The sequence below is a fragment of the Maricaulis sp. W15 genome (assembly GCF_001924955.1).
Taxonomy (GTDB): Bacteria; Pseudomonadota; Alphaproteobacteria; order Caulobacterales; family Maricaulaceae; genus Maricaulis; species Maricaulis maris.
Genome location: NZ_LQXG01000012.1, coordinates 22,024 through 44,602 on the forward strand (window position 1 = coordinate 22,024; position 22,579 = coordinate 44,602).

Below are 22,579 nucleotides of genomic sequence, written 5' to 3' on the forward strand. Positions count from 1 at the left end.
GCCGGTTCGGCTATTGTGCGATGATCGGTGGCTTTTCGACCTGTTCGATCCGTTCCCCCTCCGGAACCGCTAGTGGTTTCGGCGGGGTGAAGCGACGCTCCTTGGCGGAACCCGGATAGACCAGCGTCAGCGTCGCGCCCAGCGTGTAGTAGGAACGCAGCAGCCGGAAGGCCATATAGGCCGGCATGTAGAGGATCAGATCCGGCCGGCGCCAGAAGGCCACCACCGCGCAGGCCATGATGAAGGGCATGCCGAACATCACCGCCAGCACCGTCGTCAGGTGCGGGTGATCATAAATCCCACCAAACAGGAAGAAGAGCACGACGCCATAAATGGCGAGCGGTGCCATCATTGCCCGTCGGGCACCATTCATCAGCGTGAAGGGCAAGACCACGGCGCCGGTGATCAGATTGCCCTGGAACAGCATTTCACGGTTATGGGCGGTGACGTGGTAGAGACTGCGGAACCAGCGCGTTCGCTGCTCGCGCAGGAAATCCATGCTGTCAGGCACTTCGGTGCGGAACTGGACCCGGGGATCGGACACGGCGCGATAGCCCAGATTCGTCATGCGCAGGACGATGTCAGTGTCCTCGCCATTCATCTCCTCGACAATCCCGCCGGCCTCCATCAACACGTCGCGGCGATAGATGCAGAACATGCCCGGAATGCCGAGAATGCCGTTAAAGGCGCCCAGCGCCACCTGGAAATAGCCGTGCCGGTTGAGCACTTCGATGGTGCGGAACTTGTCGAGCAGGCCGGTTTTCTTCAGCGGCAGGGGCAGGCCGCCGACCGTGCCGACACTGTCACTGGCGAAATGGCGCATCGCGATGCGCAGGGATTTCGGATCGATCTGGGTGTCGGCATCAATGCGGACGACAAAATCCTCGGTGATCAGTTCCAGCCCGTGATTGAGCGCCTTGGCCTTGCCGGGGATGAGGCTCTCGATCACCTCGCCGCGGGCACAGCGGCATTTGGCGATGGCCTGGCGGGCAATCTCCGCCGTGTCGTCCGAGGAGCAATTTTCCATCAACAGGATGCGCACCGGCCCGTCATAATGGGCTGCCGCTTCGTCGATCGCGTCGATGGTCTGGGCGATCAGGTGCGATTCGTTATGGGCCGGGATCAGGACAGCGACCGGCGGTGAAAAGGCGCGGCGGCGTGACAGGGCATTGCGCAGCGTGCCGAGGGTCGCCAGTTGCACGGTGAAAAATTGCTGTGCCAGGAAAACCCCTGGCCCCATGCCGCCCAAGAGCGCCAGATTGCGCAATTGCTCGACCTCGGCGCCGTAAAGCGTGATGGCGATGACCGCGCCGATGGCCGAGACCAGCGCCGCGACGCTGACCAGCCAATATTCGTAATACCGGCCCCGGCGCCGCACCGGTGACCCGCAGGGGGCTGGCAGGCGGGCTTGGTTGAGCACGGTGTGCGGGAAGATGGCGAGACCGGACAGTCCGACCAGAATCTGCTGGACATGGACCGGCCATACCGCATCGGCCTGTTGCCAGGACAACAGGGCCGCGCCATCGACGATGGCGGCCACGGCGGCCAGTTTGAACAGGAAGCTGAAGCCCAGTTTCAACCGCGCCAGGATCGGTCCGTGCGCATAAGCCGCGTAGACCACGAAGAAGATCGCCAGGAAGATGCGGATCGGCAGCACGGCATTGAAACGGTCGGCGGTGAAGAAGATGAGGTCGGTCGGCACGCTGCCCGGCCATTGGGCATTGGCCCAGGCCGCCGACGACAGGGCCAGGATGGTGAGCGCCAGGAAGCTGATCAGGAAACCGTCCGTGACCGAGCGGTCCCGCTTGACGCTGATCCCCTTTGGCGCGCTGTCGACTGAACGGAAAAAGTCTGCAGGCCGCGCTGCCTTGCCCGGTCCGGACCGGTCCTGACGATCCTTGCCTGCCATCGTCTCTCCATCCCCCCGGACTGCAGCCCTGTGAGTCGCCCGGACATGACCGGACGCTGAACCATCGCGCCCAAATTCGGCCCGCTTGCCACCTTAAGACATGAAAATATCAAGATTAAGGCGCCAAGGCGATGGCGAAATCCAAGTCGCGGCGATAAGCTTCACGCAACAATACGGACACTCGGGGGGTTCCGCCATGTCATTCCGCTTCAAAACCCTGCTGACCAGCGCGCTGGGGCTGGTTGTGCTGCCCATCGCGGCGCAGGCCCAGGACGCACGTTTCGAATTCCGTTCCGACAATTCGGTCGCCCGCTCCGACCCGTTCATTGACCAGGATGTCCTGGAACCGCAGGGGGCGTTTGATCTCGAGACGGGCTTCGACAGCAATAACTGGCTTCGCATTGTCAAACCGGTCGGTGCCGGACGCGTCTGGCGGTTTGAACAACAGGCCCGGCTGCGTCGCTATGACGAGCGCGATGACCTCAATTCATTCCTGCTCACGCCCCGGGTCCAGTATTGGGCACCGGTGGGTGAACACTGGCAGGCCCGTATCAGTGCTGAAGCCTCCGTGCTCAATCGCGATGGTGATCAGCACTACACGCGTTTTCAGGGCGAGGGGCAGCTACGCTATCGCCCGGCTAACAATCGCGAGACGGTCTTCCGTGTGCGGGCCAACCAGTATGATTTCGGCGACCAGGTCGTCGCCGGGCTGGACCAGAACCAGCTGCGGCTCGGGATCGAGCAATATGGCTATGGCGAGAACCGCCGTTCAGGCTGGTATGTTGCCGGCTTCCTGACCAATTCCGACGCCGATGCGAACCGGTTCAGTTTTGGCGAGGTGCAGGCCCGTGCCCGTACCTGGTGGCCACTGGGTGAAGACACGCGCGGCGAACTGAGGCTTGAAGCCGGACGCCGCGAATATGACGGCGACTTCTCGGCGCTCCAGGCCTTCGCCCGCGAGGATACCCGCTGGAAGGCGACCGGTCGTGTCGAGCATGGCCTTGGCGAGCGGGTGACGTTGTTCGGCGAGGCCGGCTTTGTCGACAATGATTCCAATATTGATCTGCGCAGTTATTCCGGCGCTGTCTTCCAGATCGGTCTGCGTATTGAAAACCGCTAGCGGCTAGCTCCCGACGATCCCGTAGGCGCCACCGCGCTCGATCGCGGCCTTGTAGGCCGGGCGCGCGTGCATGCGCGCGACATAGGCCTGCAAATTGGGGTAGCGCGCGTCGAGACCGCCGCGGGCGGCCGCTGCTTCCAGCGGGAAGGTGAGCTGGATATCGGCGCCGGAGAAGCTGTCGCCGGCAATCCAGTCACGGCCTTCCAGGCGGGTCTCAATGAAGGCGAACAGTGAGCTGAGTTCCGGATCGACATAGCTGTCACGCATGCGCTGGGCGACCTTGCGGATGACGGGTTTGAAGAAGAAGGGGGCCTTGGCCTTGCCGACCTGGTCACTCAGGAGTTTGACCAGCAGCGGGGTCATCAGAGAGCCTTCGGCAAAATGCATCCAGTAGACATACTCGCGATGGCCCGCGCCACCGGGCTCCGGCTTGAGCGCCGGCGCGTAGGTATCGACCAGATATTCAACGATCGCGCCCGACTCGGCGACCACGATATCGCCGTCGGAGATGACCGGCGACTTGCCCAGCGGATGGACGTCGCGCAGCGCTTTCGGGGCCCGCATGGTCGCCGCGTCGCGCTGATATTTCTTGATCTCATACTCAAGCCCGATTTCCTCGAGCAGCCAGAGAATGCGCTGCGAGCGGGAATTGTTGAGGTGGTGGACAGTGATCATGATGCGCTACCTGGCTGACGGGACCGGGTCAGGAGATAGGCGAAGCTGGCCAAAAGGCAAATGGCTTGTTGGGGATTATCAGTCGAGCTGGGCGTCGATCATGTCCGGCGCTGGCGCTTGCCAGCCGGGAACGGGGCTGTCGAGCGCAAGCCCGAGATGTCCGAGAACCAGTTCGAGGCCTTCCACGAGATCATCGCACCCGTCCGCGAGGTCGAGCAGTGTATAGCGCGACAGGGCGATGACATCGCCGACATGGGTGTGGCCATTGTCCGCCAGGCGGAAGGCGAATTCCAGCAATTGCCGCTGGCGCGAGCACAGCGAGACGACGTCGCGGTCGAGCACGGACTCGCGGCGCGGCGGTGCGAGCGAACGCGGAACCGTCAACGCGATATCGTCATCCTTGTCATCGGCCAGAAATGCCATGCGCGACCCCATCAATTGCGTTCCCGATTTTATCGGGCACAAGATATTGTGGGGTGAGCTGCCGGGCGCATAAACGCATAATCTATGCATCGGCGGTGTTTGCTTGTGGAAAACGCGGTGAGCGGATTTGCGGCACGTGTCAGATGTCGGACCAGCGAACCGCGACGCCGAGCCGGTTGAAGACCGTGTCCCAATAGGCCATCAGGGCGCCATGCTGGTCCGCCTCCCAGCGCTGGCGCGGGATCAGCCGGATTTCCAGTGTGACGCCGCGCAAGGAGTCGCCATAGGTGTCGCGAATGGCGGTGGCCACCGTGTCGGCTGGCGGGATTCGGCTGTCCAGAGAGCCGCGCCGCCGCCCATAGACCGAGAATATCTCGGAATTCTGCAACATGTCGGAGACCAGCACGATGCGGCGACCGGGGACCGTATTGTCGAAACTGGGGTGTTGGGCGAGGCGGGCCAGCGCTTCGATAATCGGGCTGGAGGGCGCGTCCTTGGGCAAGACGAGGTCGGCCAGGGCGCGATCCAGCGGTTCGGCAAACAGGGCTTCATAGCGCGCCTGGATGCGTTCGGGGTTGCGATAAAGCGGATTGACCTGCTCGCCCGCGCCCGGATTGCACAGCGAGAAGCTGTTGGTATTGCGAAGCTGGCCGCTCTCATTGAGTTCATAGAGCGACAGGCGCTCGCCGACAGCCAGGGCATCGCGTTCGGACAGGATGGTTTGCTCGATACCCGCGGCCTGCTCGGGCGAGTAAAGGTCGGTCTTGTCGATGATGACCACCCGGTGCGGCGGCAGGGCGCCGGCGAGACACAGGGTCTCGCTATCATACTCCTCGGGCGTGAGGGTGAGATAGAGATAGGTGATGCCACCGAGTACCGCGGCAATGATGGCCATGTTGAACAGGCCTATGGCGTCGCGTCCGGACATTTCCCCCCCCGTCGCTACGTTGAGCGTGTGATCCGCCCAGCTTCGCAGGTCGCAGCTTAGCTGCGCTCGCGTGGACCGGCCAAGTCCTGACAGATCTCATCGAGCAGGTTTTTTGCGTCGACGAGTTCCTCGAGCTCCGGCTGGGAGAGTTTGCGGGCGTCTTTCCAGCCCGTCTCCAAGGCCTTTTCCAGATCGCGGGCGGCGCTTTCCAGGCGGCGGGTGACGCCGCCATAGCCCGGGATTGCATCGTCGAATGTACGGCCTTTGAAGGCAGCAATCGCGGCGAAGGTGGTCCCCAGCACGAACAGAAGCAGGGCTTCCAGCGTCTGCAGGCCGAACGGGTTTGTGCGGGCCTCGATGACCGGGGTCAGCACGGTACCGGTCGCCTCGGCGCCGCCAAGCGCCAGGGTCGCAGCGTTCAGCTCGAGCAGGTCGCGGAAATGTGCGGCGGTCAGATTGAGCATCACCAGCACCGCCACACCGACCAGGACGCCGGCGCCGGCAAGGCCGGCCAGGATGGGGCGATTGCGGTTGGACATGTGGCGCAGGCCGAGAAAGCCGACCAGGAAGAAGGCGGCGATGACATTGGTGAAGGAGACCGTGATCGCCTGCAGCCAACCACCGAGCAGTCCCAAATCCGAACCGGTGGAGAAGAAATAGGCGTTCGCCAGGCCTTCAAACAGGATCAGCGTTGCCAGGATCGAAAAGTGCAGGATGTGCGAATCCGGATAGATCGCCGCCCGGTCAATCGGTTTGATCGCTGGCTTGTCGGTGCCTTGCGTATCGTCGACGGCACCGCCCCAGGTGCGGCGGAATTTCAGCAGGTCTTCGCGGCGTGCGCGGGCAATGGCACGGGCACGGCCAAGCTGGATCAGTGCGCCGGGCGCACGGGTTTCGCGGAATTCAGCAAGGTCTGGACGCAATTCCAGATCAGGCTCGATGACATTTTGATCTAAGGGCATGGCCACCCCCCCATTTCGACCAAGCCGGATTGGCTCTGGCATCATGGTTAATTTGCAATTGTGAAGCGAAATGGCTCGGATTGCGGCAATTTTGAGGGGAAACCTGCCTCATTCGCCCGGTGGGCTATTGAAGTCTGTCCGAACGCGCCGCACCTTCTGGCCGACATGGGAGAGGGGATTATCATGACGGATCGGAAGACATCGCGCCGGGATCTGCTCAAGGGCGGCGCGTTCGCGATTGTGTCGGCGGGCGCAACCGGTGCCGCCATGGCCGGCCAGCAAAGCGCTGTTGCGCCTGCCAGCAAGGCGGCGGCCGGCCCGGTTTCGCCGCAGACCCTGCAGTGCGCAGAAACGCTGTTCGACATTCACTACACCGATGCCGAGCGCGAACAGGTCGTGCAGGAGATCGACGGCTGGATCGACCGGATGACGCGCCAGCGGGCGCACGAGAAACCGAACACGTTGTCGCCGGCCACCGTCTTTGATCCGCGGCTTCGTTCGCGCAGCTATCGCGACCAGCCCGACCGTCTGGTGCCGTCCAACGCCGATGCCGGTGCCTTGCCGACCAGCGATACGATGATCGCCTTTGCGCCGGTCTGGAAGCAGGCGGCCTGGATGCGTCGCGGTCTTCTGACGTCGCGCCGGCTGACTGAAATCTATCTCGACCGTATCGAGCGCCATGGTGCGGCGCTGGAATGTTTTGTCACCGTGACGCCGGAGATCGCCCGCGCCGAGGCCGATCAGGCGGATCGCGAACTGGCCGCCGGTCAGGATCGCGGACCCCTCCATGGCATCCCGTACGGCATGAAAGATATCATCGACGTCGCCGGTGTCCGCGCGAGCTGGGGGGCGACGCCCTTTCAGGACCGGGTCGCCGAGGTGGACGCCACGATTGCGGTGAAGCTGCGCGAGGCCGGCGCCGTCCTGCTCGGCAAGACGACCAATGGTGCACTCGCCTATGGTGATCGCTGGTTCGGTGGCATCACCCGCAATCCGTGGAACACCGAGGAAGGCTCGTCCGGCTCCAGTGCCGGCTCGGCCTCTGCCACGGCGGCCGGGTTGGTTGCCTTCGGAATCGGTACCGAAACCCTCGGCTCCATCGTTTCACCGTCCAATCGCTGCGGCACGACCGGGCTTCGCCCGACCTTTGGCCGGGTGTCACGTCATGGCGCGATGGCGCTTTGCTGGTCACTCGACAAGATCGGCCCCATTTGCCGCTCGGTCGAGGATACCGGTTTTGTCCTCGCCGCACTCAATGGCTATGACGCTGCCGATGCCGGCTCGCTGGGCATGGGGCTGGAGATCGACGCCGGTCGGCCCGTCGCCGGCATGCGGGTCGGCTATGATCCGGCCTGGTTCGAGGCTGGCACAGAGGCTGATCGTGCGGCCCTGCAAGCGGCGCGCGATGCCGGCGTCGAGCTGGTCGAAATCGCGCTGCCGGATCTGCCCTATGATGGTCTGTTCGCCGTGGTCGAGGCGGAATCCGCGGCCGCCTTTGAACAGCTCACATTGTCCGGCGAGGATGACGGCCTGGTCTGGCAGGACACGGCCGCTTGGCCGAATACCTGGCGGCGGGCGCGTTTCATCTCGGCCGTCGACCTGATCAATGTCGATCGTTTCCGGCGCGAAGTGATGGAGATGATGGATAGTATGATGGACGGGCTCGACGCCATGATCGGGCCGAATTTCGCGGGTGCGTTGTTGCTGATCACCAATTATACAGGTCATCCGCAGCTGGCCTTCAAGTCAGGCTATAACCAATTGCAGACCCGGACGATTTTCGGCGACCCGGTCGGCGAGGACGCCCCCACCCACCGGGTCCCGCAAACCACCAGCCTGTGGGCGCCGCTTTTTGAAGAGGGTAATCTGATCGCGCTGGGGCGGGAGATCGAGCGCCGTCTTGCCGTTGCCGATGACCATCCACCCGCCTTTCTCTAGTCCAGCCGATTGCAGGGATTCCTGATGAAATTTTATGACTACAAAGCCGCACCGAGCCCGCGCCGCGCCCGTATCCTGATGGCCGAGAAGGGCATTGATATCGAGATCGAGCAGGTCGATCTGGGTGCCAAGGCGCAATTCGAAGCCGGTTTTCGCGCCATCAATCCGCGCTGCACCGTTCCGGCCCTGCAGCTCGATGACGGCACCGTGCTGTGCGACAATGCCTCGATCGCCCGCTATTTCGAGGAAGTCTTCCCCGACCCGCCAATGCTGGGCCGTACGCCGCTGGAAAAGGCCCTGGTTGCCGAGTGGCTGGCCCGGGTTGAGGGCGAGGGGCTGATGGGTGTTGCGGAAGCGCTGCGCAACCGCTCGGAATTCTTCAAGGACTCGTCCGTCACCGGCCCCAATCGCTATGCCCAGGTGCCCGAACTGGTCGAGCGCGGACGGGCACGGGCGACGGCCTGCCTGCATGATCTCGACGTCCGGCTCGGCGAGGCGGCCTATCTCGCCGGTGACGTGTTCAGCGCTGCCGATATTGCGGCCTTTGTGTTCGTTGACTTCACCGCCTGGATCAAATTGCCGATGCCCGACGGGCTCGACAATCTCGCGCGCTGGCGCGAAGCGGTGGCGGCTCGCCCCAGCATTGACGCTTGAGGCCCGCCGCCCGGGTGATTACGGCGTCGGGGTGATCACGGCGTCGGGGCGGTCTCGGTCGGGCCCGGGTCATGCTCGTCGAACCAGCGCAGGATTTCCGCGACCTTGGTCAATAACCGGCTTGGCCGTGAGTTGGAAATGCCGTGAAAGCTTTCCGGGATGATGACCAATCGGGTCGGGACGCCGTTGAGGTGCAGGGCGGAGTAGAATTGTTCCGTTTCCGCCCGCGGCGTCCGCAAATCCGCGCCACCGACCATCATCAGGGTCGGGGTTGTCACATTGCCGACGAGGGATAGCGGCGAACGACGCCAATATTCGTCCGGATCCTCCCACGGCGCGCTGGCAAACCAGTAGCGGTAGAAGAATTGTGGCAAGTCCGAGTAGAGCACAAAACTGGTCCAGTTGATGACCGGCTTGACCGAGGCTGCCGCGGCGAAGCGGTCGGTATTGCCGATGATCCAGGCCGTCAGCAGCCCGCCGCCGGAACCGCCGGTTACAAAGAGACGGTTTTCGTCGATGAAGCCGCGCCCGAGCATGTGATCAACGGCGCCCATCAGGTCGTCATAGTCGTCGCCTGGATAGGCATGGTGGATCAGGTTGGCGAATTCATAGCCATAGCTGGTTGAGCCGCGAGGGTTTGTGTAGAGCACGACATAGCCGGCGGCGGCCATGAGCTGGAGTTCGGCGGAAAAGGTCGGGCCATAGGCGGTGAACGGGCCGCCATGGATTTCCAGGATCATCGGCCAGCTTCGGGCTGGATCGAAATCAGGCGGATAAAGCACCCAGCCGTGAACCTCGCGACCATCCGCCGGCGAGGCCCAGCTGATCGCTTCTGCGGCGGAGAGTTGGACATTGGCGAGGGTGTCGCTGTTGAGGTTGGTGAGTTGGCTTTGCGTGCCGTCGGCGCGCACCAGGGCCAGCTCCGCCGGCTGTTGTGGCGAACCGGTCGTGATGACGATATCGCCATTCGCTGACACTGAATAATCGCCGCCGGTATAGGGGCGGCCGAAAGTGGCGCCGATCAACCCGTCCGCAACAATGCGCAGCTCGCCTGTGAGATCGACAAAGCCGACCCGGGTCGCACCGCGATCATCGAATTGCACGAACAGGCCGCTGCTGTCGCTGGCCCACTGCGGATTGCCAATGGACCGGTCGAGCGCCGCGGTGAGCGATCGCGGCTCGCCGCCCTCGGCGGGGAGGATATAGAGCTCGGTATTGTGATAGCCCATGCGATGGTCGTCATAGCCGACATAGGCGATCCAGTTTCCGTCCGGCGAGGGCCGTGGCGCAGCATCCGGTCCGGCCCGGTCCGTAAGCTGGACGATCGCGCCGGTCGCGATGTCGAGTCGGTGGAGTTCACTGTCGGGTGGTAATTCGCCCATCTGAGGGCGGCGGTCCGCGGAGAAGATCAGGGCGTCTTGATCTTGCGACCAGACGAAGTCGCCTGATCCGCCCAGCGAGTCTTCACTCAGCCGGGTGACGGCCCCGCTGTCCACGTCAATCATGTAGAAAAGTTGTGTGCCCGGCGGGATGGCGCCGGCCCCGTCGAGCCGGAACACCAGCCGGTTCTCCACTTCCGCGACGGGCGCCCGCTCGGCGTCGGGGCCCGCGGCGGGCAAGGCTGCCGCGACGGGGCCGGGTGACGGCCGGAATATCGACCAGGCCAAGCGTCGCCCGTCCGGGGACCAGGCCAGACCGCTTGGCTGACCGGACAATTGGGTGAGGTGTCTGTCAGTGCCGTCGGCGTCACGAACATGCAGGCTGACGCCATCCTCGGTCAGTCGGGTATAGGCGAGCAGGCGGCTGTCGGGCGACCAGCGCGGCGACCCGGTGATGGCATCACCCTCGACGAGCGATTGATGCTGGCTGCCATCCGGCGCGACGAGCCAAATCGAAGATTGGGTTTGGTCTGTCTCTGCGTCATTTGTGCGTCGCACATAAGCAATGGTCGAACCGTCTGGTGCGAAATGCGGGTCAGACGCGGCCTCCAATTGGAAGACAATCTCGGGACGGAGGGGTGTTGCGGTTTGTCCCCATGTTGCACCTGCGAAGGCGAATGCGGCAAGAAATCCAGTTACCGGTTTGATCACAAACACTCTCCGTCCTGTCACTGCCGGGTCAATCGAGCCCCGACCTGATTCCTGGCACATCACCGTGTCAGGACTGTGCTCCGGCTGCAACAGCATCGCAAAAAGCATCAAAATTCGAGCATGCGGTGCGGAAAATCGTGTGGGCGATGCAGCAAATGTGCTTCACCGGATGCGGCAATTCGATCAGGCTGTAGTCGCATGATGCGGCAAGACCCGATCGACCGCATCAAAAAAGAACGACGGCTGGACCGTCGTCCCAACGGGAGGAAGTTAGAGTATGTCAGTCACCACACGCACAATTCTGTTCGCCGCAACCTCGGCGATCGCTTTGTCGGGCGCCGCGGCGCTCGCCCAGGAAGCCCGCACGGTCGATGTGATCACCGTGACGGCCCAGAAACGCGAAGAAGGTATCCAGGACGTCCCGGTCGCGGTCACCGTGTACGGCGAGGAACTCCTGTCCAACGCCGGCGTCAGCGACATCAAGGATCTGGCCGTCATCGCGCCGGGCCTGAACGTCACGTCCACGTCGAACGAGTTCTCCACCACCGCCCGCATCCGCGGTATCGGCACGGTTGGCGACAATCCGGGACTTGAGTCCTCGGTCGGTGTGGTGATCAACGGTGTGCCGCGCTCGCGCAACGGCATCGGCTTTGGCGATCTCGGCGAACTGCAGGGCATTGAAGTCCTGCGCGGCCCGCAGGGCACGCTGTTCGGCGCCAACACCTCGGCTGGCATCATCAATATCCGCACCAAGGAGCCGGAATTCGAATTCGGCGCCCATGGCGAGGCAACGGTCAGCGGCGGTGGTGCCGATGGTTGGGGCATTTCCGGTGGTATGACCGGCGGCCTGTCCGACAGTGTCGCGGCTCGTGTCTATGTGGCCCGTCGCCAGCGTGATGGTTTCCAGTCGGTCAACACCCACAACGGTCCGCGGACCGAGACCGAGGATGCCAACCAGGATTTCTACACCTTGAATGGTCAGCTCCTGTTCGAAATCAGCGACAATGTCAGCCTGCTTCTCGGCGCCGACTACACCAGCCGTGACGAAGATTGCTGCGGCGCGCCGAGCATCGGGTCCGGCGCGACGGCCGGGATCGTCAACGCGCTGGTGCCGGGTGCTCGCCCGCTGCCGGGCTCTGAAGATCCGTTCAGCCGCCAGATCGACTCCAACCGCGACACCACGCAGGAGATCGAGGATTCCGGTTTCCAGGGTGAGCTGAACTGGGCGTTCGACAATTTCGATCTCACCCTGATCGCGTCTGACCGCAACTTCCAGCTCGCATCCGGTCAGGACACCGACTTCACCGGTGCCGACATTGTCTACCGCCTTGCGGACGAAAACACCGTGGAATTCGACACCACGACGTTTGAGGCCCGGATTGCCGGCTCGACAGAGAGCTTTGACTGGATGGTCGGGACCTATTTCTCCGATGAGACGCTTGTGCGCCGTGACGCCATTCGGACCGGCGTCCACTTTGAGCCCTTCTTGGCCCTGCTTGCCTCGGGCGGCACTTCGGCGACCACCGTGGTTGACCTGGCGAACGGCCTGGCCGGTGTTTCCGCCTTCCTCGGCAATCCGGTCCCCGGTTTCGCCGGCCTGGCCCCGGGGCAGGGCATTCCGGCCGGTGCCTGGAACGTCAATGGCGACCAGTACAATCAAGGTTCGGAAAGCCTGTCCTTCTTCACCCACAATACGTGGCACATGACGGACAATACCGACCTGACCTTTGGCCTGCGCCACACCAGCACCGACAAGTCGGCCACCTTTGACTTCGGCGACAGTGAAAGCCCGGCCTGTGCGGTCTGGGAACATGCTTTCGGTCCGGCGCTCGATTTCTCGACGGCCAGCGCCCAGCAAACCCTGGCCGTGCTTTCCGGTGCAACCAGCCTGCCGGTCGCATCACTGGCACAGCTTGGTACCTTCACCTGTCTGCCGCAAAGCCGCGATGTCTATTCGATGATCGACCACACCCAGTCGATCGAGGAAAACGAGATGTCCGGCCTGTTGTCGCTGTCGCACCGTTTCAACGACGACCTTCTGGTCTACGGAACGTATTCGCGCGGCTACAAGGCGGGTGGTTTCAACCTGGATCGCTTCACCCAGGCCGGTACCGCAGCTGTCAACTTCACCAATGTGTTGGCGGCTCCGGAAACCTATCCGGCATCGTTCGCACCGGAGACGGTCGACAGCTTCGAACTGGGTATCAAGACGGAATGGGCGAACGACACGATCCTTGCCAACTTCTATCTCTTCCGGTCGGACTTCGACAGCTACCAGCTGAACACCTTCAACGGCATCGCCTTCTTCGTCACGTCGATCGATGGCGCGATGACGCAAGGCGCTGAGGCGGAAATCCTCTGGCTTCCCGAGAGCATGCCGGGCCTGACCGTCCAGGGTGGCGTGACCTATGCCGATGCGACCTATGACGAATTCGCCCCGACCGGTACGCCGGATGTGGATCGTCTGTCCGGTCAGAATTTCTCGTTGGCGCCGGAATGGTATGCGTCCGGTGCGCTTACCTATGAAGGTGATTTTGAGAATGGCATGACCTGGCTCGCTCACCTCGACGGTCGCTGGATGTCGGAACAGAATACCGGTTCCGATCTCGATCCGGAGAAGGTCCAGGACGCTTACGCCCTGTTCAACGGTCGCCTCGGCCTCGGCAATCAGGATGAGACCTGGTCGCTGGAAGTCTGGGGTCGCAACCTGCTGGACGAGGAATATATCCAGGTCGGTTTCGACGGCCCGTTCCAGTCGGGATCCTTCAACGCCTTCCTCGGTCAGCCGCGTACCTATGGCGTGACCCTGCGCGTCCGCAACTAAGCGTTTCGACAAGGCATGCGGAAGGGCCGGAGCACACGCTCCGGCCCTTTTGCGTTGAAAGGCCCCCTTGCCCTATGGAGGTGCCTGACCTTAAATGTTATTTCCGCTATGGACGCTGGCCTTCAATCCGCCTTTTTCCGGTGATTTCTGGCCGCATTCTTTGGATGATTTCATGCTCGACCTCGCCATGACGCCCCGCATTCGCAAGACCTTGCTCATGGCTGCCGGGATTCTCGTCCTGGCGGCGATTGTGCTGTTTTCTTTCGGCCCCTTCTCGGTCGGGGCCATCGAATCGCGTCTGGCAACGGGGGCCCGCGAAGCGCTGGATGCGCGCGGTCATGACTGGGCCAGCGTGCGCATGGACGGTCAGCGCGCCATCGTGACCGGCGCCGCGCCGGACAATGAATCGCGTGAGGACGCACTTGCCACGGTCCTGGCCTCGACCTGGAGCGGCGGTCTTGTCGCTGGCGGGGTGACGCGGGTGAGTGATGAAACAATTGAAGCGCGCTTGCAGTCCGGTTTCGTCTTCCGCGCCGACGTCGCGATCAACGGTCGTGTCCTGATCCGTGGTGATGCGACCGATGCCGGTGCCCGTGATGCGATCGCACGTTATGCCGACGCCAATTTCCCCGGCGGTGCCGACACCGACCTGACCCTGGTGCCTGGTGGCTCGTCGTCGCCGGATTGGGAGGAGGCGGCCAAACGCCTGCTCGGCCAGCTCGCTCGTCTGGATCGCGGTGCGGTCGTGCTGCGTGGCGAGCAAGGGGCCTTGGTCGGCGAGGCACCGAACCCACAGATTGCCCAGTCGGTCAGCCAGGCGCTCGAGACCATGCCGGTGCCGTTCCGGGCGGCCAGCGTGATCACCCCGTCCGGCGCGCCGGCGGAAGTCCGCGTCGCCGATGTCGAGGCCTGCTCGGCGGTTATCCTGGCGGCGCAGGGCACTGAAACTCTGCGCTTTGAACGCGCCGGGGCAACGCCGAGTCCGTTCACCTCGGTCGCCCTGCGGCGTATCGGTCGCATGTTTGCGACCTGTCCGGACACGGCCGGGCTGACCGTGTCGATCCGCAGCGATACCGGTGATGCCGCGCTCGACGAGGCGCGCGTCGCGGCGGTCGCTGCCCTGGTCACCAATATCAGCGCGGAAGACCCGCGCATCGCCGTCGTTCTGGCCGATCGTCAGGATGACGCCATATCATTTGCAATCGCGACGCTTGAGGGCTGAGGCATGTTCTACCTGATCTGGGAAATGGGTATTTTGCTGCTGTTGGCAGTCGGGTTCGGCGTTTTCGTCGGCTATCAGATCTGGTCCGGCGACGCGCGCAGTGCCGAGGCTGACGCCGCCCTCGCCGAAAATGCCCGCCTCCGTCAGGAAAACGAGAATCTTGCTCGCCGCCTCGGCGAAGCGAAGTCGTCTTCGCGCGTGGTCGCGGAGCCGGTGGCAGCCCGCGCTGAAGCGCCGGAAATTGCCATGCCGGAACCGGTCGAGGCAGCAGCCGATATCACACGGCCCGGCGATACCCGGTCGACCGGGGATATCGAGCCGGTTGCCAAACCCAAGGCGAAAGCGAAGGCCAAGGCGGCAACAGCTTCGAATACAGCCAAGTCGCAACCGGCCGCGACGTCGGATGCCGGACTTTCCGATATCAAGGGACTTGGACCCAAGGCTGCCGCGGCGCTCAAGGCGGGCGGCGTCACTTCGGTCAGTCAGATCGCGTCATGGACCGACGCTGATATTGCGCGCTGGGACGAGGCGATCAATGGCCGCGGCCGGATCGTTCGCGATGATTGGGTTGGTCAGGCCAAGTCTCTGAGCGGCGGATAGGTCGCGCTTCAACGGGTGGCATTGGCCAGTACGTCGCGGGCGTCATAGGCGCGGACATCCTGTGGGCGCTCACCCGAGCGGACCAGTATATCGATCGAGACCGATTTTTCGCCGGCCGAACCGTCAAGGCGCAATCCGATGCCGACGCCGCGTGAGGAGAAGCCCCGCGAGCCCGACGAGACGCCGACACCGGTGGAGACGCCAACCGGGTTGCGGTCATTGCCGTCCTGGTGACGGTTCGTGACGAGAAACCAGTCGCCACCCTGTTCCAGCGTGATTTCCGCGGCTCGCCGCAAGGCCATCTGCTCTGCCGCGTCAAAATCCGTGTCATTGCCTGCGGCAAAACGGATGCGATATCGATCTTGCTCGATCCGGGTTTGCGACCAGCCGCGGTCGCCGCCATTGGCCGGGCCATATTCGGTCGGGGCATTGGCGCAGGCGGCGAGGCTGACGGCGACGGCGATCATTGAGAGTTGCAAACGCATGCAGGCCTCCTTGGCAGTTTGTCGCCTCGGTGTGATCTGTGTGTCGATACGCGTGCGTCCGGGGCAGGCTGAAGCCTGACACAGTCAAACTGACAGGTCGATGAACATGGTTCGGCTCAACGTCGGAGATAGCGGTCATAAGGCGACGGTGCATGATGGCCCAGGCGATTGAGGGCCTTGTCCAGCCAGTGCCAGCGCTTGCGCCGACCGCGCACAAAAGTCCGGAAGCGGGCATCGGTTGGAATGAGGATGGCCATGCCGACAGCGACCAGGACGGCGCCGAGCGGAACTGGCGATACTGCCAACACAGCCCCGGCTGCGATCAGGACGTAGCCGACCACGCGGGTCAGAACCTGCAGGAGAATTCGGGAAATGCGGTCATTGGTCACGATCGGCCTCATCCGGCGGCAGGCGCAGTAGGGGCGCATGCCTGAAACAATGCGCAATGGCGCGCACCGTTCCGCCAAACCGTCGACGCCGGCGCGTACCCATCGCACCGACTGCGGCCTGACCGCGGAACGATCCCGATGGCCTCGCGTTGCGAATAGGCAGTGTTTAGCTGAAAAGGAGTTGGGACATGCCAACGAAAACCGAAGCGAAAACGGCCCAGGCCAACGGTCAGGCCCGCGATGCCGCCCGGTCCGTGAACGCCGATATGGACGAATTGCGCGACGACCTGAAAGCGCTGCGCGGCGATCTCTCGAAACTCCTGTCCGACACCGGAAGCTACGCCTCGGCCAAATCGCGCGCCGGGCTTGAAAGGTCCAAGGACCTGACCCAGAGCGCCCAGAAAAGCCTCGAGGACACCCGCGAAACGGTCGAGGACAAGGTGCGCGAAAACCCGTTGGCTGCCCTGGGTATAGCAGTCGGAGTGGGGGCTTTGTTGTCTTACGTCTCGTCGCGCCGGTAGTTCGTCATGGAAAAGGCCAAGCTTCGAATGCTGGCTGCCGTGGGCGGTGTCCTGTTCGGCTTCGCCGGCACCCTGTCCATGTCCTACGCCGTGATTGTGATTCTCACCCCGGTGCTGGGACTGGCATGGGCGGCGGTGACTGTCGGTGCAATCCTGGCGGCGCTGGCGATGGCTTGCCTGTACTTCTTCCTCCTGCCGCATAAGCCGGCAGAGGTGGAGGCAAGCCAGGCCGGGGCGCTGACGGCTGAAACCCTGGCCGACCTGCCCTTCGACACGGTCAATGAGATTGTGCGCAAACACCCGCTCAGCGCGCTGACCGTGGCCTTGGCCGCTGGCTATGTCGTCGCCAAGGATCCCGACAATGCGTCGCGGAGCGTGTCGCGTGTGCTCACCGGATTGCTCTGACCTGCCGGAACCGGGAGCATTGACATGACCAGCCGTGATTTTGCCGCCAAGCTGCGGCAGACTCGCGGCGACGGGTTTTGAAGGCATAGGCAAGCGGCAGGGACGATGAGCGTATTCAGGATTGCGAGCCTGGTCGTGACGGCGGTTTCCGGCGGTGTCTTCATCGGTCGAAAACTGCTGGCCGACCAGGTCCGCAAGAAAAAGAAAGCGCTGGTTGAGCAGGCCGGGCAGGAAGTGCGTGAGCGCATGACCAGCCAGGCCCGTGACTTCGTGATCGACCATTTGAGCCGATTCTGCCTCGTCTCCTTCGTGAAAGCTGCCCTGCTGCTGATCGTGGTGGCGCTGGGCGCATCGGGCCTGCTTGCCGACTGGCTCCATGCCAGCCTCGTTTTCGTGCTGTTGGGCCTTTTCATTGTGCGCGACATCATCGTCAGCTGGCCTGTCCTGCGGTTCTCTGTGCGCGAATTGCACAAGAATCGCTGGCGGCCGCGGCTGACCCTCGCGGAAGTGGTTGCGGCCTCCACTTTCGATCAGGTGTTGGCTGAAAGCGCGCAACAGCCCCGGCTCTGGCATGACGATCTCCTGCTCGCCCTCGCTGGCGAAAGCCGGGATGGCATGGTCGAAGAGATTGCGCGTGAAGTGGCGCGCATTGCGTCCGAAACCTCCTGGCCGACCCTGAAACCCTATTTCCTGACCGGTGCCGGCATGAGCCTCGTCCTGTCGTTGCTATATGCCGGCTTCGCCTGGCTGGCCTTGCATGGGCTGGTGATCTGATCGGGGACAGGGACGCATGTCCTTGTATCCGGCACGCGTTCGCATCTCCGCCGCCCGCATTTGCGCCGGAGAGATGGGAGGAGAACGGGATGTCGGCCAATGCCGATAACCGGTTTGATTTGAAAAACGTGACATCGCCGACATCCCGTTCGCGGAGATTTCCCGGACGCTCTCGCCCCCGATTCCAATGCGCCAGGTACTGAGGGTCGGTCGTTTAGTGCCCCTGGACCTGATCGCACGCCCTGCCGGAGCATCGGGATGTCATCCCCGACGCGCGGACAGGCTCCGCTCGTTTCCGGGCACAAGTGACAGGGCCCGCGCCTCCCGTCCCGAAAACCGAGGGGAGTATCCCATGGGGTGAAAGGGGGGCGGATAAGTTTTGTGATTTTTTTGCCAGAGCGCAGTTTCCCTCTCCCTGGGGAGAGGGCCAGGGTGAGGGGTAAATCCCGGTGAACGCAGGACGAATCCCCCTCATCCGCGCTACGCGCACCTTCTCCCAAGGGAGAAGGAAGATGGTGGAGGGCGGGGATAAGTTGCGTCGGGAAGGGCGCCCCGCTGCGCGCACCACCATCCCGCTCTTCAATGGCCAGGACCGTCAGTCTCAGCCGTCCTCCAGCTCCATCCCCATGCGTTCCAGCAGCACCAGGGCACTGTCGGCGATCACGGTGCCGGGCGGGAAGACGGCGGCGGCGCCCATCTGGCGCAGAACCGGTTCGTCATCGGGCGGGATGACACCGCCGACAATGACCAGCACGTCCTCGCGGCCGCGTTTGGACAAGGCGTTGCGCAGGTCCGGGACGAGCGTCAAATGCCCGGCCGCCAGCGAGGACGCGGCGGCGGCGTGGACCTTCTCCGAGACCGCCAGGTCGGCGGCTTCGTCGGGTGTCTGGAAGAGCGGGCCGACGACAACCTCCCAGCCGAGATCGGCATAGGCCGAGGCGACGACTTTCTGGCCGCGGTCATGCCCGTCCTGGCCCAGCTTGGCGATCAGGATTTTCGGCTTTTCCCCAAAGCGCGCCTCGAAGGCCTCGGCGAGCGAGCGGGCTTTCTTCACCCGGTCATCATTAGCGGCAATCTCGCCATACACCCCTTTGACCGTCTTGATCTTTGCGACATGGCGGTTGAAAGCGGTTTCCATGGCGTCGGAAATCTCGCCGACGGTGGCCTTGGCACGGGCGGCATCGACGGAGAGGGCGAGCAGATTGCCGGTCCCGGTGCGGGCGGCTTCGCTGAGCGCGTCCAGTGCCACCTTGAGCGCTTTGGGGTCACGTTCGGCGCGCAGGCGTTCCAGCTTCTCGATCTGTTGCTTGCGGACGAGGTAATTGTCGACCTTGAGGACGGGCACGTCTTCTTCTTCGTCGAGGCGGAATTTGTTGACGCCGGTAATGGTCTGGCGGCCGCTGTCGATCAGGGCCTGGGTGCGGGCGGCGGCTTCCTCGATGCGCAATTTGGGAATGCCGGCCTCGATCGCCTTGGCCATGCCGCCGAGCGCATCAACCTCGGCGATGTGATCCAGGGCGCGGGCCGCCAGGTCATGGGTCAGCCGCTCGACATAGTGCGAGCCGCCCCAGGGATCGATCGCGTCGCAAAGATGCGCCTCGCCGGCCAGCAGGAGCTGGGTATTGCGGGCGATGCGGGCCGAAAAATCGGTCGGCAGGGCCAGGGCCTCGTCGAGCGAATTCGTGTGCAGCGACTGGGTGTGGCCATCGACGGCGGCGATGGCTTCCAGCGCCGTGCGGCCGACATTGTTGAACACGTCCTGGGCCGCCAGCGACCAGCCCGAAGTCTGGCAATGCGTGCGCAGGCAGATCGACTTGTCGGACTTGGGATTGAAGCGCTCCTTGACCAGCTTGGCCCACAACAGGCGCGCGGCGCGCAGCTTGGCGATCTCCATGAAGACATTCATGCCAATGCCGAAGAAGAAGGAGAGACGCGGCGCGAAGGTGTCGACGTCGAGCCCGGCATCAATCCCGGTCTGGATGTATTCCAGACCGTCAGCGATCGTGTAGGCCAGCTCGAGGTCGGCCGGGGCGCCCGCCTCCTGCATGTGATAGCCGGAGATCGAGATCGAGTTGAAGCGCGGCATGTGCTCGGACGTGTACTCGAAAATATCCGAAATGATCCGCATCGAAGGCGCTGGCGGATAGATATAGGTATTGCGGACCATGAACTCCTTGAGGATGTCGTTCTGGATCGTCCCGGAGAGCTTGTCCGGCGTCACGCCCTGCTCCTCGGCGGCGACGATATAGAGCGCCATGATTGGCAGGACGGCGCCATTCATCGTCATCGACACCGACATCTGGTCGAGCGGAATGCCGTCGAACAGGGTTCGGGTGTCATAAATCGAATCGATCGCCACCCCGGCCATGCCGACATCACCGGCAACGCGCGGATGGTCTGAGTCATAGCCGCGATGGGTGGCCAGATCGAAGGCGACCGAGAGGCCTTTCTGGCCGGCCGCCAGATTGCGACGGTAGAAGGCGTTGGAGTCCTCTGCCGTGGAGAAGCCGGCATATTGGCGGATCGTCCACGGGCGCTGGCCGAACATGGTCGGGTAGGGGCCGCGCACGAAGGGCGCTGCGCCGGGGACGGAGCCCAGAAAGTCGATGCCGTTGCTGTCCTCGGCGCGGTATTGCGAGCGGACCGGGATGCCTTCGGCGGGCGTCCACGGCTCGCGCGAACCCGAGCCGGGGCTGCTGGTCTCAGCAAGATTGATCTGCGTGAAGTCGGGGAAATTACTCATTGGGCGGCCTTCTCGGAGTTCGCAATTGCACGAGCGAGTCGGAACCACTCATCGCTTGGCTCATCGAGCAATGTGGCTTCATCAAGCAGCATCACACTGTCTTGGCCACTCGGCTCAACCACGCCGAGAACAACGGTGTTTGGGTCGTTTGTGTGAAGTTCCGCCTGAACGACCAAACCAGCTCGTCGCTCGCCATCGTCGCTGATCCAAATGATCGGTCGGGGAAGCGTTAGGTTCTGCGCCACTGCGGCCGCGCCAGATTGGGCAAACACCGCCCCCCCAGGTCCAACATCCTCAGCTTGAGCGGGGCGATCCATCACGCAAGAGAACACTGCCCATTCGGACGGCTCGTAAGGAAGCTCGCACATTACTTCACCTCCTCGAATGACGCGGGCATTCGCATGGCGTTTAGCGCCCCTTCCGGGGTCTCGATCGCGGGCCAGAGTTCCAGCGTCTCCACCGCACGAGGGTCCGGGTCAACATATTGGGTGACACCCAGGACCGGCGTGGTGCCATCCTCGATCAAGGCGAGGCGTTTGTCGCGCAGCTCGAAAATTTCGCCCTGCAGCCATCCGGTAGCGAAAGCGTCGACCAGCCCGCCGCGGCGCTCGATCTGCTGGAACAGGGACCAGGCGGATTGGGCCAGACTGTCAGCCAGGGTCTCGTGCAGGTAAGAGCCGGCCGCCGGATCGGTGACCTTGCCGAGATGGCTTTCCTCGGCGAGCAGGATGTGCAGATTGCGAGCGACCCGCCGGGCAAAGCCGGTCGGGCGACCGATCGCCTCGGTCATCGGTCGCACTGTGATCGCGTCGGCGCCACCGGCCGCGGCGGCGAAGCCGGCGCAGGCATTGCGGATCAGATTGGTCCAGGCGTCGCGCGCCGAAAGCATGCGGCCGGCGGTGGTGACATGCAGCGACAGGCGCCGGGCCTCACCGGTGGCGCCAAAACTTTCCGCGATGCGGGCGAAGATGCGGCGCGCCGCACGCAGCTTGGCAATGGTGAGGTGGATGTCCGCGTCGGCGGCCAGCCGGGCCTCGATGGCCTTGGCTGCGGCGTTGGCGTCGAGGCCGGTTTCCATCATCAGGCGCATATAGGTCGCGGCGGACGCCGCCATGATGGCCAGCTCCTGGCTCTCACTGGCGCCGGCCTCGAACATGTGGGCCGCCTCGCAGCGGAAAATCTTGAGATTGGGGAAGGCGGCCTGGGCCAGTTCGGTGAGAGCTGCGGCCTTGGGGAAGCACTGATCGTCCAGCGCAATGCCCTGGCGGGCGGCGCGTTCGACCGGGTGCAGGCCGAGACCGCCGCTGACCAATTCGCCGTCGATGCGGCGACGGGCGAACAGGGTCAGGAGGAGGTGGGCGTGATGACCCTGACCGCCCAGACTGTCGAGATGGATCGGGGCGAGCGTCAGATCGACGCCTTTCAGGGCCGAGTCGAGCAATTCGATCTCATTGGCCTTGAGGCCGAACTCACCGGTCGGATCGAGCCGCAACTCCAGCTCCGACGTGCCGCCCATCAAATCATCAAGCGCCGCCATATTGGCGGCTTCCGGTGTCGCCTCCACCAAGGTCTGGCGCATGCCCCAGGGCAGGTGCAGGTCGCGCGGCACGGCGTCGACCGCATGGGCGCCGTCGGGGCGGGAGAAGAAGGCCGGCCCCCGTTTGATTCCGTCGATCGTCGACCGTCCGAGTGTCGCCTCGAAATCAGCGCCGCGCAGGGCTTTTTCGGCCAGTCCGGCCCAGGTTTCGGGCGATTGCGGCGGGAAATCCCCGGCGAGCGAGCGGATAGTGTCAGTCATGCCCGGTTTTCCTCGATCTTCGTATCGTTGTTCTGTGGCGGAGAAAATGCGCGCACGGCCCGTGCGTCAAGTGCGCCGCTGAGACGAGGACAGTGCGTTGGCCAATCCCCGCTCCGCCA

19 protein-coding genes are annotated in these 22,579 nt (G+C 63.6%); 9 read left to right on the top strand and 10 right to left on the bottom strand.

The window, feature by feature from the left end:
- Positions 1 to 10: 10 nt before the first annotated feature.
- On the bottom strand, positions 11 to 1,909 hold the full coding sequence (locus tag AWH62_RS05660) for a glycosyltransferase family 2 protein (RefSeq protein ID WP_075189516.1): 1,899 nt from the start codon (positions 1,907 to 1,909) through the stop codon (positions 11 to 13).
- A gap of 196 nt (positions 1,910 to 2,105) precedes the next feature.
- Between AWH62_RS05660 and AWH62_RS05665 the strand changes: the two genes are divergently transcribed.
- A complete protein-coding gene (locus AWH62_RS05665; protein WP_075189517.1) occupies positions 2,106 to 3,029 on the top strand; it encodes a hypothetical protein in 924 nt (307 codons plus the stop codon).
- A 3-nt stretch (positions 3,030 to 3,032) separates the two neighbouring features.
- Here the strand turns inward: AWH62_RS05665 and AWH62_RS05670 are convergent, their stop codons facing one another.
- The 4 genes from AWH62_RS05670 to AWH62_RS05685 form a co-directional block, all read right to left on the bottom strand.
- Entirely contained in the window at positions 3,033 to 3,704 is a 672-nt protein-coding gene (locus tag AWH62_RS05670; RefSeq protein ID WP_075189518.1) for a glutathione S-transferase family protein, read from the bottom strand.
- Between the two features lie 78 nt (positions 3,705 to 3,782).
- Positions 3,783 to 4,127: a hypothetical protein gene (locus AWH62_RS05675; RefSeq protein WP_143742946.1), complete on the bottom strand. Its 345-nt coding sequence runs from the start codon at positions 4,125 to 4,127 to the stop codon at positions 3,783 to 3,785.
- 139 nt (positions 4,128 to 4,266) lie between these two features.
- A complete protein-coding gene (locus tag AWH62_RS05680; RefSeq protein WP_075189520.1) occupies positions 4,267 to 5,055 on the bottom strand; it encodes a hypothetical protein in 789 nt (262 codons plus the stop codon).
- A 56-nt stretch (positions 5,056 to 5,111) separates the two neighbouring features.
- Positions 5,112 to 6,017, bottom strand: coding sequence for a hypothetical protein (locus AWH62_RS05685; RefSeq protein WP_075189521.1), 906 nt, complete (start codon positions 6,015 to 6,017; stop codon positions 5,112 to 5,114).
- Positions 6,018 to 6,200: 183 nt separating this feature from the next.
- On the opposite strand from AWH62_RS05685, the gene AWH62_RS05690 reads away from it, so the two are divergent.
- Positions 6,201 to 7,955: an amidase gene (locus tag AWH62_RS05690; RefSeq protein ID WP_075189522.1), complete on the top strand. Its 1,755-nt coding sequence runs from the start codon at positions 6,201 to 6,203 to the stop codon at positions 7,953 to 7,955.
- 24 nt (positions 7,956 to 7,979) lie between these two features.
- Positions 7,980 to 8,609 (top strand): glutathione S-transferase family protein, encoded by a 630-nt coding sequence (locus tag AWH62_RS05695; protein WP_075189523.1) that lies wholly within the window; start codon positions 7,980 to 7,982, stop codon positions 8,607 to 8,609.
- 35 nt (positions 8,610 to 8,644) lie between these two features.
- Here the strand turns inward: AWH62_RS05695 and AWH62_RS05700 are convergent, their stop codons facing one another.
- Positions 8,645 to 10,600 (bottom strand): S9 family peptidase, encoded by a 1,956-nt coding sequence (locus AWH62_RS05700; protein WP_233128264.1) that lies wholly within the window; start codon positions 10,598 to 10,600, stop codon positions 8,645 to 8,647.
- A gap of 376 nt (positions 10,601 to 10,976) precedes the next feature.
- Here AWH62_RS05700 and AWH62_RS05705 point away from each other — a divergent pair, with 376 nt between their 5' ends.
- The 3 genes from AWH62_RS05705 (at position 10,977) to AWH62_RS05715 (ending at position 15,345) form a co-directional block, all read left to right on the top strand.
- Positions 10,977 to 13,523 (top strand): TonB-dependent receptor, encoded by a 2,547-nt coding sequence (locus tag AWH62_RS05705; protein WP_075189524.1) that lies wholly within the window; start codon positions 10,977 to 10,979, stop codon positions 13,521 to 13,523.
- A gap of 94 nt (positions 13,524 to 13,617) precedes the next feature.
- Complete coding sequence (locus AWH62_RS05710) at positions 13,618 to 14,745, top strand: hypothetical protein (protein ID WP_075189525.1); 1,128 nt, start codon at positions 13,618 to 13,620, stop codon at positions 14,743 to 14,745.
- A gap of 3 nt (positions 14,746 to 14,748) precedes the next feature.
- Entirely contained in the window at positions 14,749 to 15,345 is a 597-nt protein-coding gene (locus AWH62_RS05715) for a hypothetical protein (RefSeq protein WP_075189526.1), read from the top strand.
- 8 nt (positions 15,346 to 15,353) lie between these two features.
- Here AWH62_RS05715 and AWH62_RS05720 read toward each other — a convergent pair whose 3' ends face one another.
- Together AWH62_RS05720 and AWH62_RS05725 are read right to left on the bottom strand one after the other, a co-directional pair.
- Positions 15,354 to 15,830 carry a hypothetical protein gene (locus tag AWH62_RS05720; protein ID WP_075189527.1) on the bottom strand — a complete coding sequence of 159 codons (477 nt, stop codon included), beginning with the start codon at positions 15,828 to 15,830 and terminating at the stop codon, positions 15,354 to 15,356.
- A gap of 116 nt (positions 15,831 to 15,946) precedes the next feature.
- Complete coding sequence (locus AWH62_RS05725) at positions 15,947 to 16,219, bottom strand: hypothetical protein (protein WP_143742947.1); 273 nt, start codon at positions 16,217 to 16,219, stop codon at positions 15,947 to 15,949.
- A 188-nt stretch (positions 16,220 to 16,407) separates the two neighbouring features.
- Here AWH62_RS05725 and AWH62_RS05730 point away from each other — a divergent pair, with 188 nt between their 5' ends.
- The 3 genes from AWH62_RS05730 (at position 16,408) to AWH62_RS05740 (ending at position 17,919) form a co-directional block, all read left to right on the top strand.
- Positions 16,408 to 16,740, top strand: coding sequence for a YqjD family protein (locus tag AWH62_RS05730; RefSeq protein WP_075189529.1), 333 nt, complete (start codon positions 16,408 to 16,410; stop codon positions 16,738 to 16,740).
- A gap of 6 nt (positions 16,741 to 16,746) precedes the next feature.
- A complete protein-coding gene (locus tag AWH62_RS05735; protein ID WP_075189530.1) occupies positions 16,747 to 17,145 on the top strand; it encodes a hypothetical protein in 399 nt (132 codons plus the stop codon).
- Between the two features lie 105 nt (positions 17,146 to 17,250).
- On the top strand, positions 17,251 to 17,919 hold the full coding sequence (locus AWH62_RS05740; protein ID WP_075189531.1) for a hypothetical protein: 669 nt from the start codon (positions 17,251 to 17,253) through the stop codon (positions 17,917 to 17,919).
- A gap of 601 nt (positions 17,920 to 18,520) precedes the next feature.
- Here AWH62_RS05740 and scpA read toward each other — a convergent pair.
- Complete coding sequence (gene scpA / locus AWH62_RS05745) at positions 18,521 to 20,662, bottom strand: methylmalonyl-CoA mutase (protein WP_075189532.1); 2,142 nt, start codon at positions 20,660 to 20,662, stop codon at positions 18,521 to 18,523.
- 367 nt (positions 20,663 to 21,029) lie between these two features.
- Positions 21,030 to 22,460 carry a methylmalonyl-CoA mutase family protein gene (locus AWH62_RS05755; protein ID WP_075189534.1) on the bottom strand — a complete coding sequence of 477 codons (1,431 nt, stop codon included), beginning with the start codon at positions 22,458 to 22,460 and terminating at the stop codon, positions 21,030 to 21,032.
- Between the last annotated feature and the right edge of the window lie 119 nt (positions 22,461 to 22,579).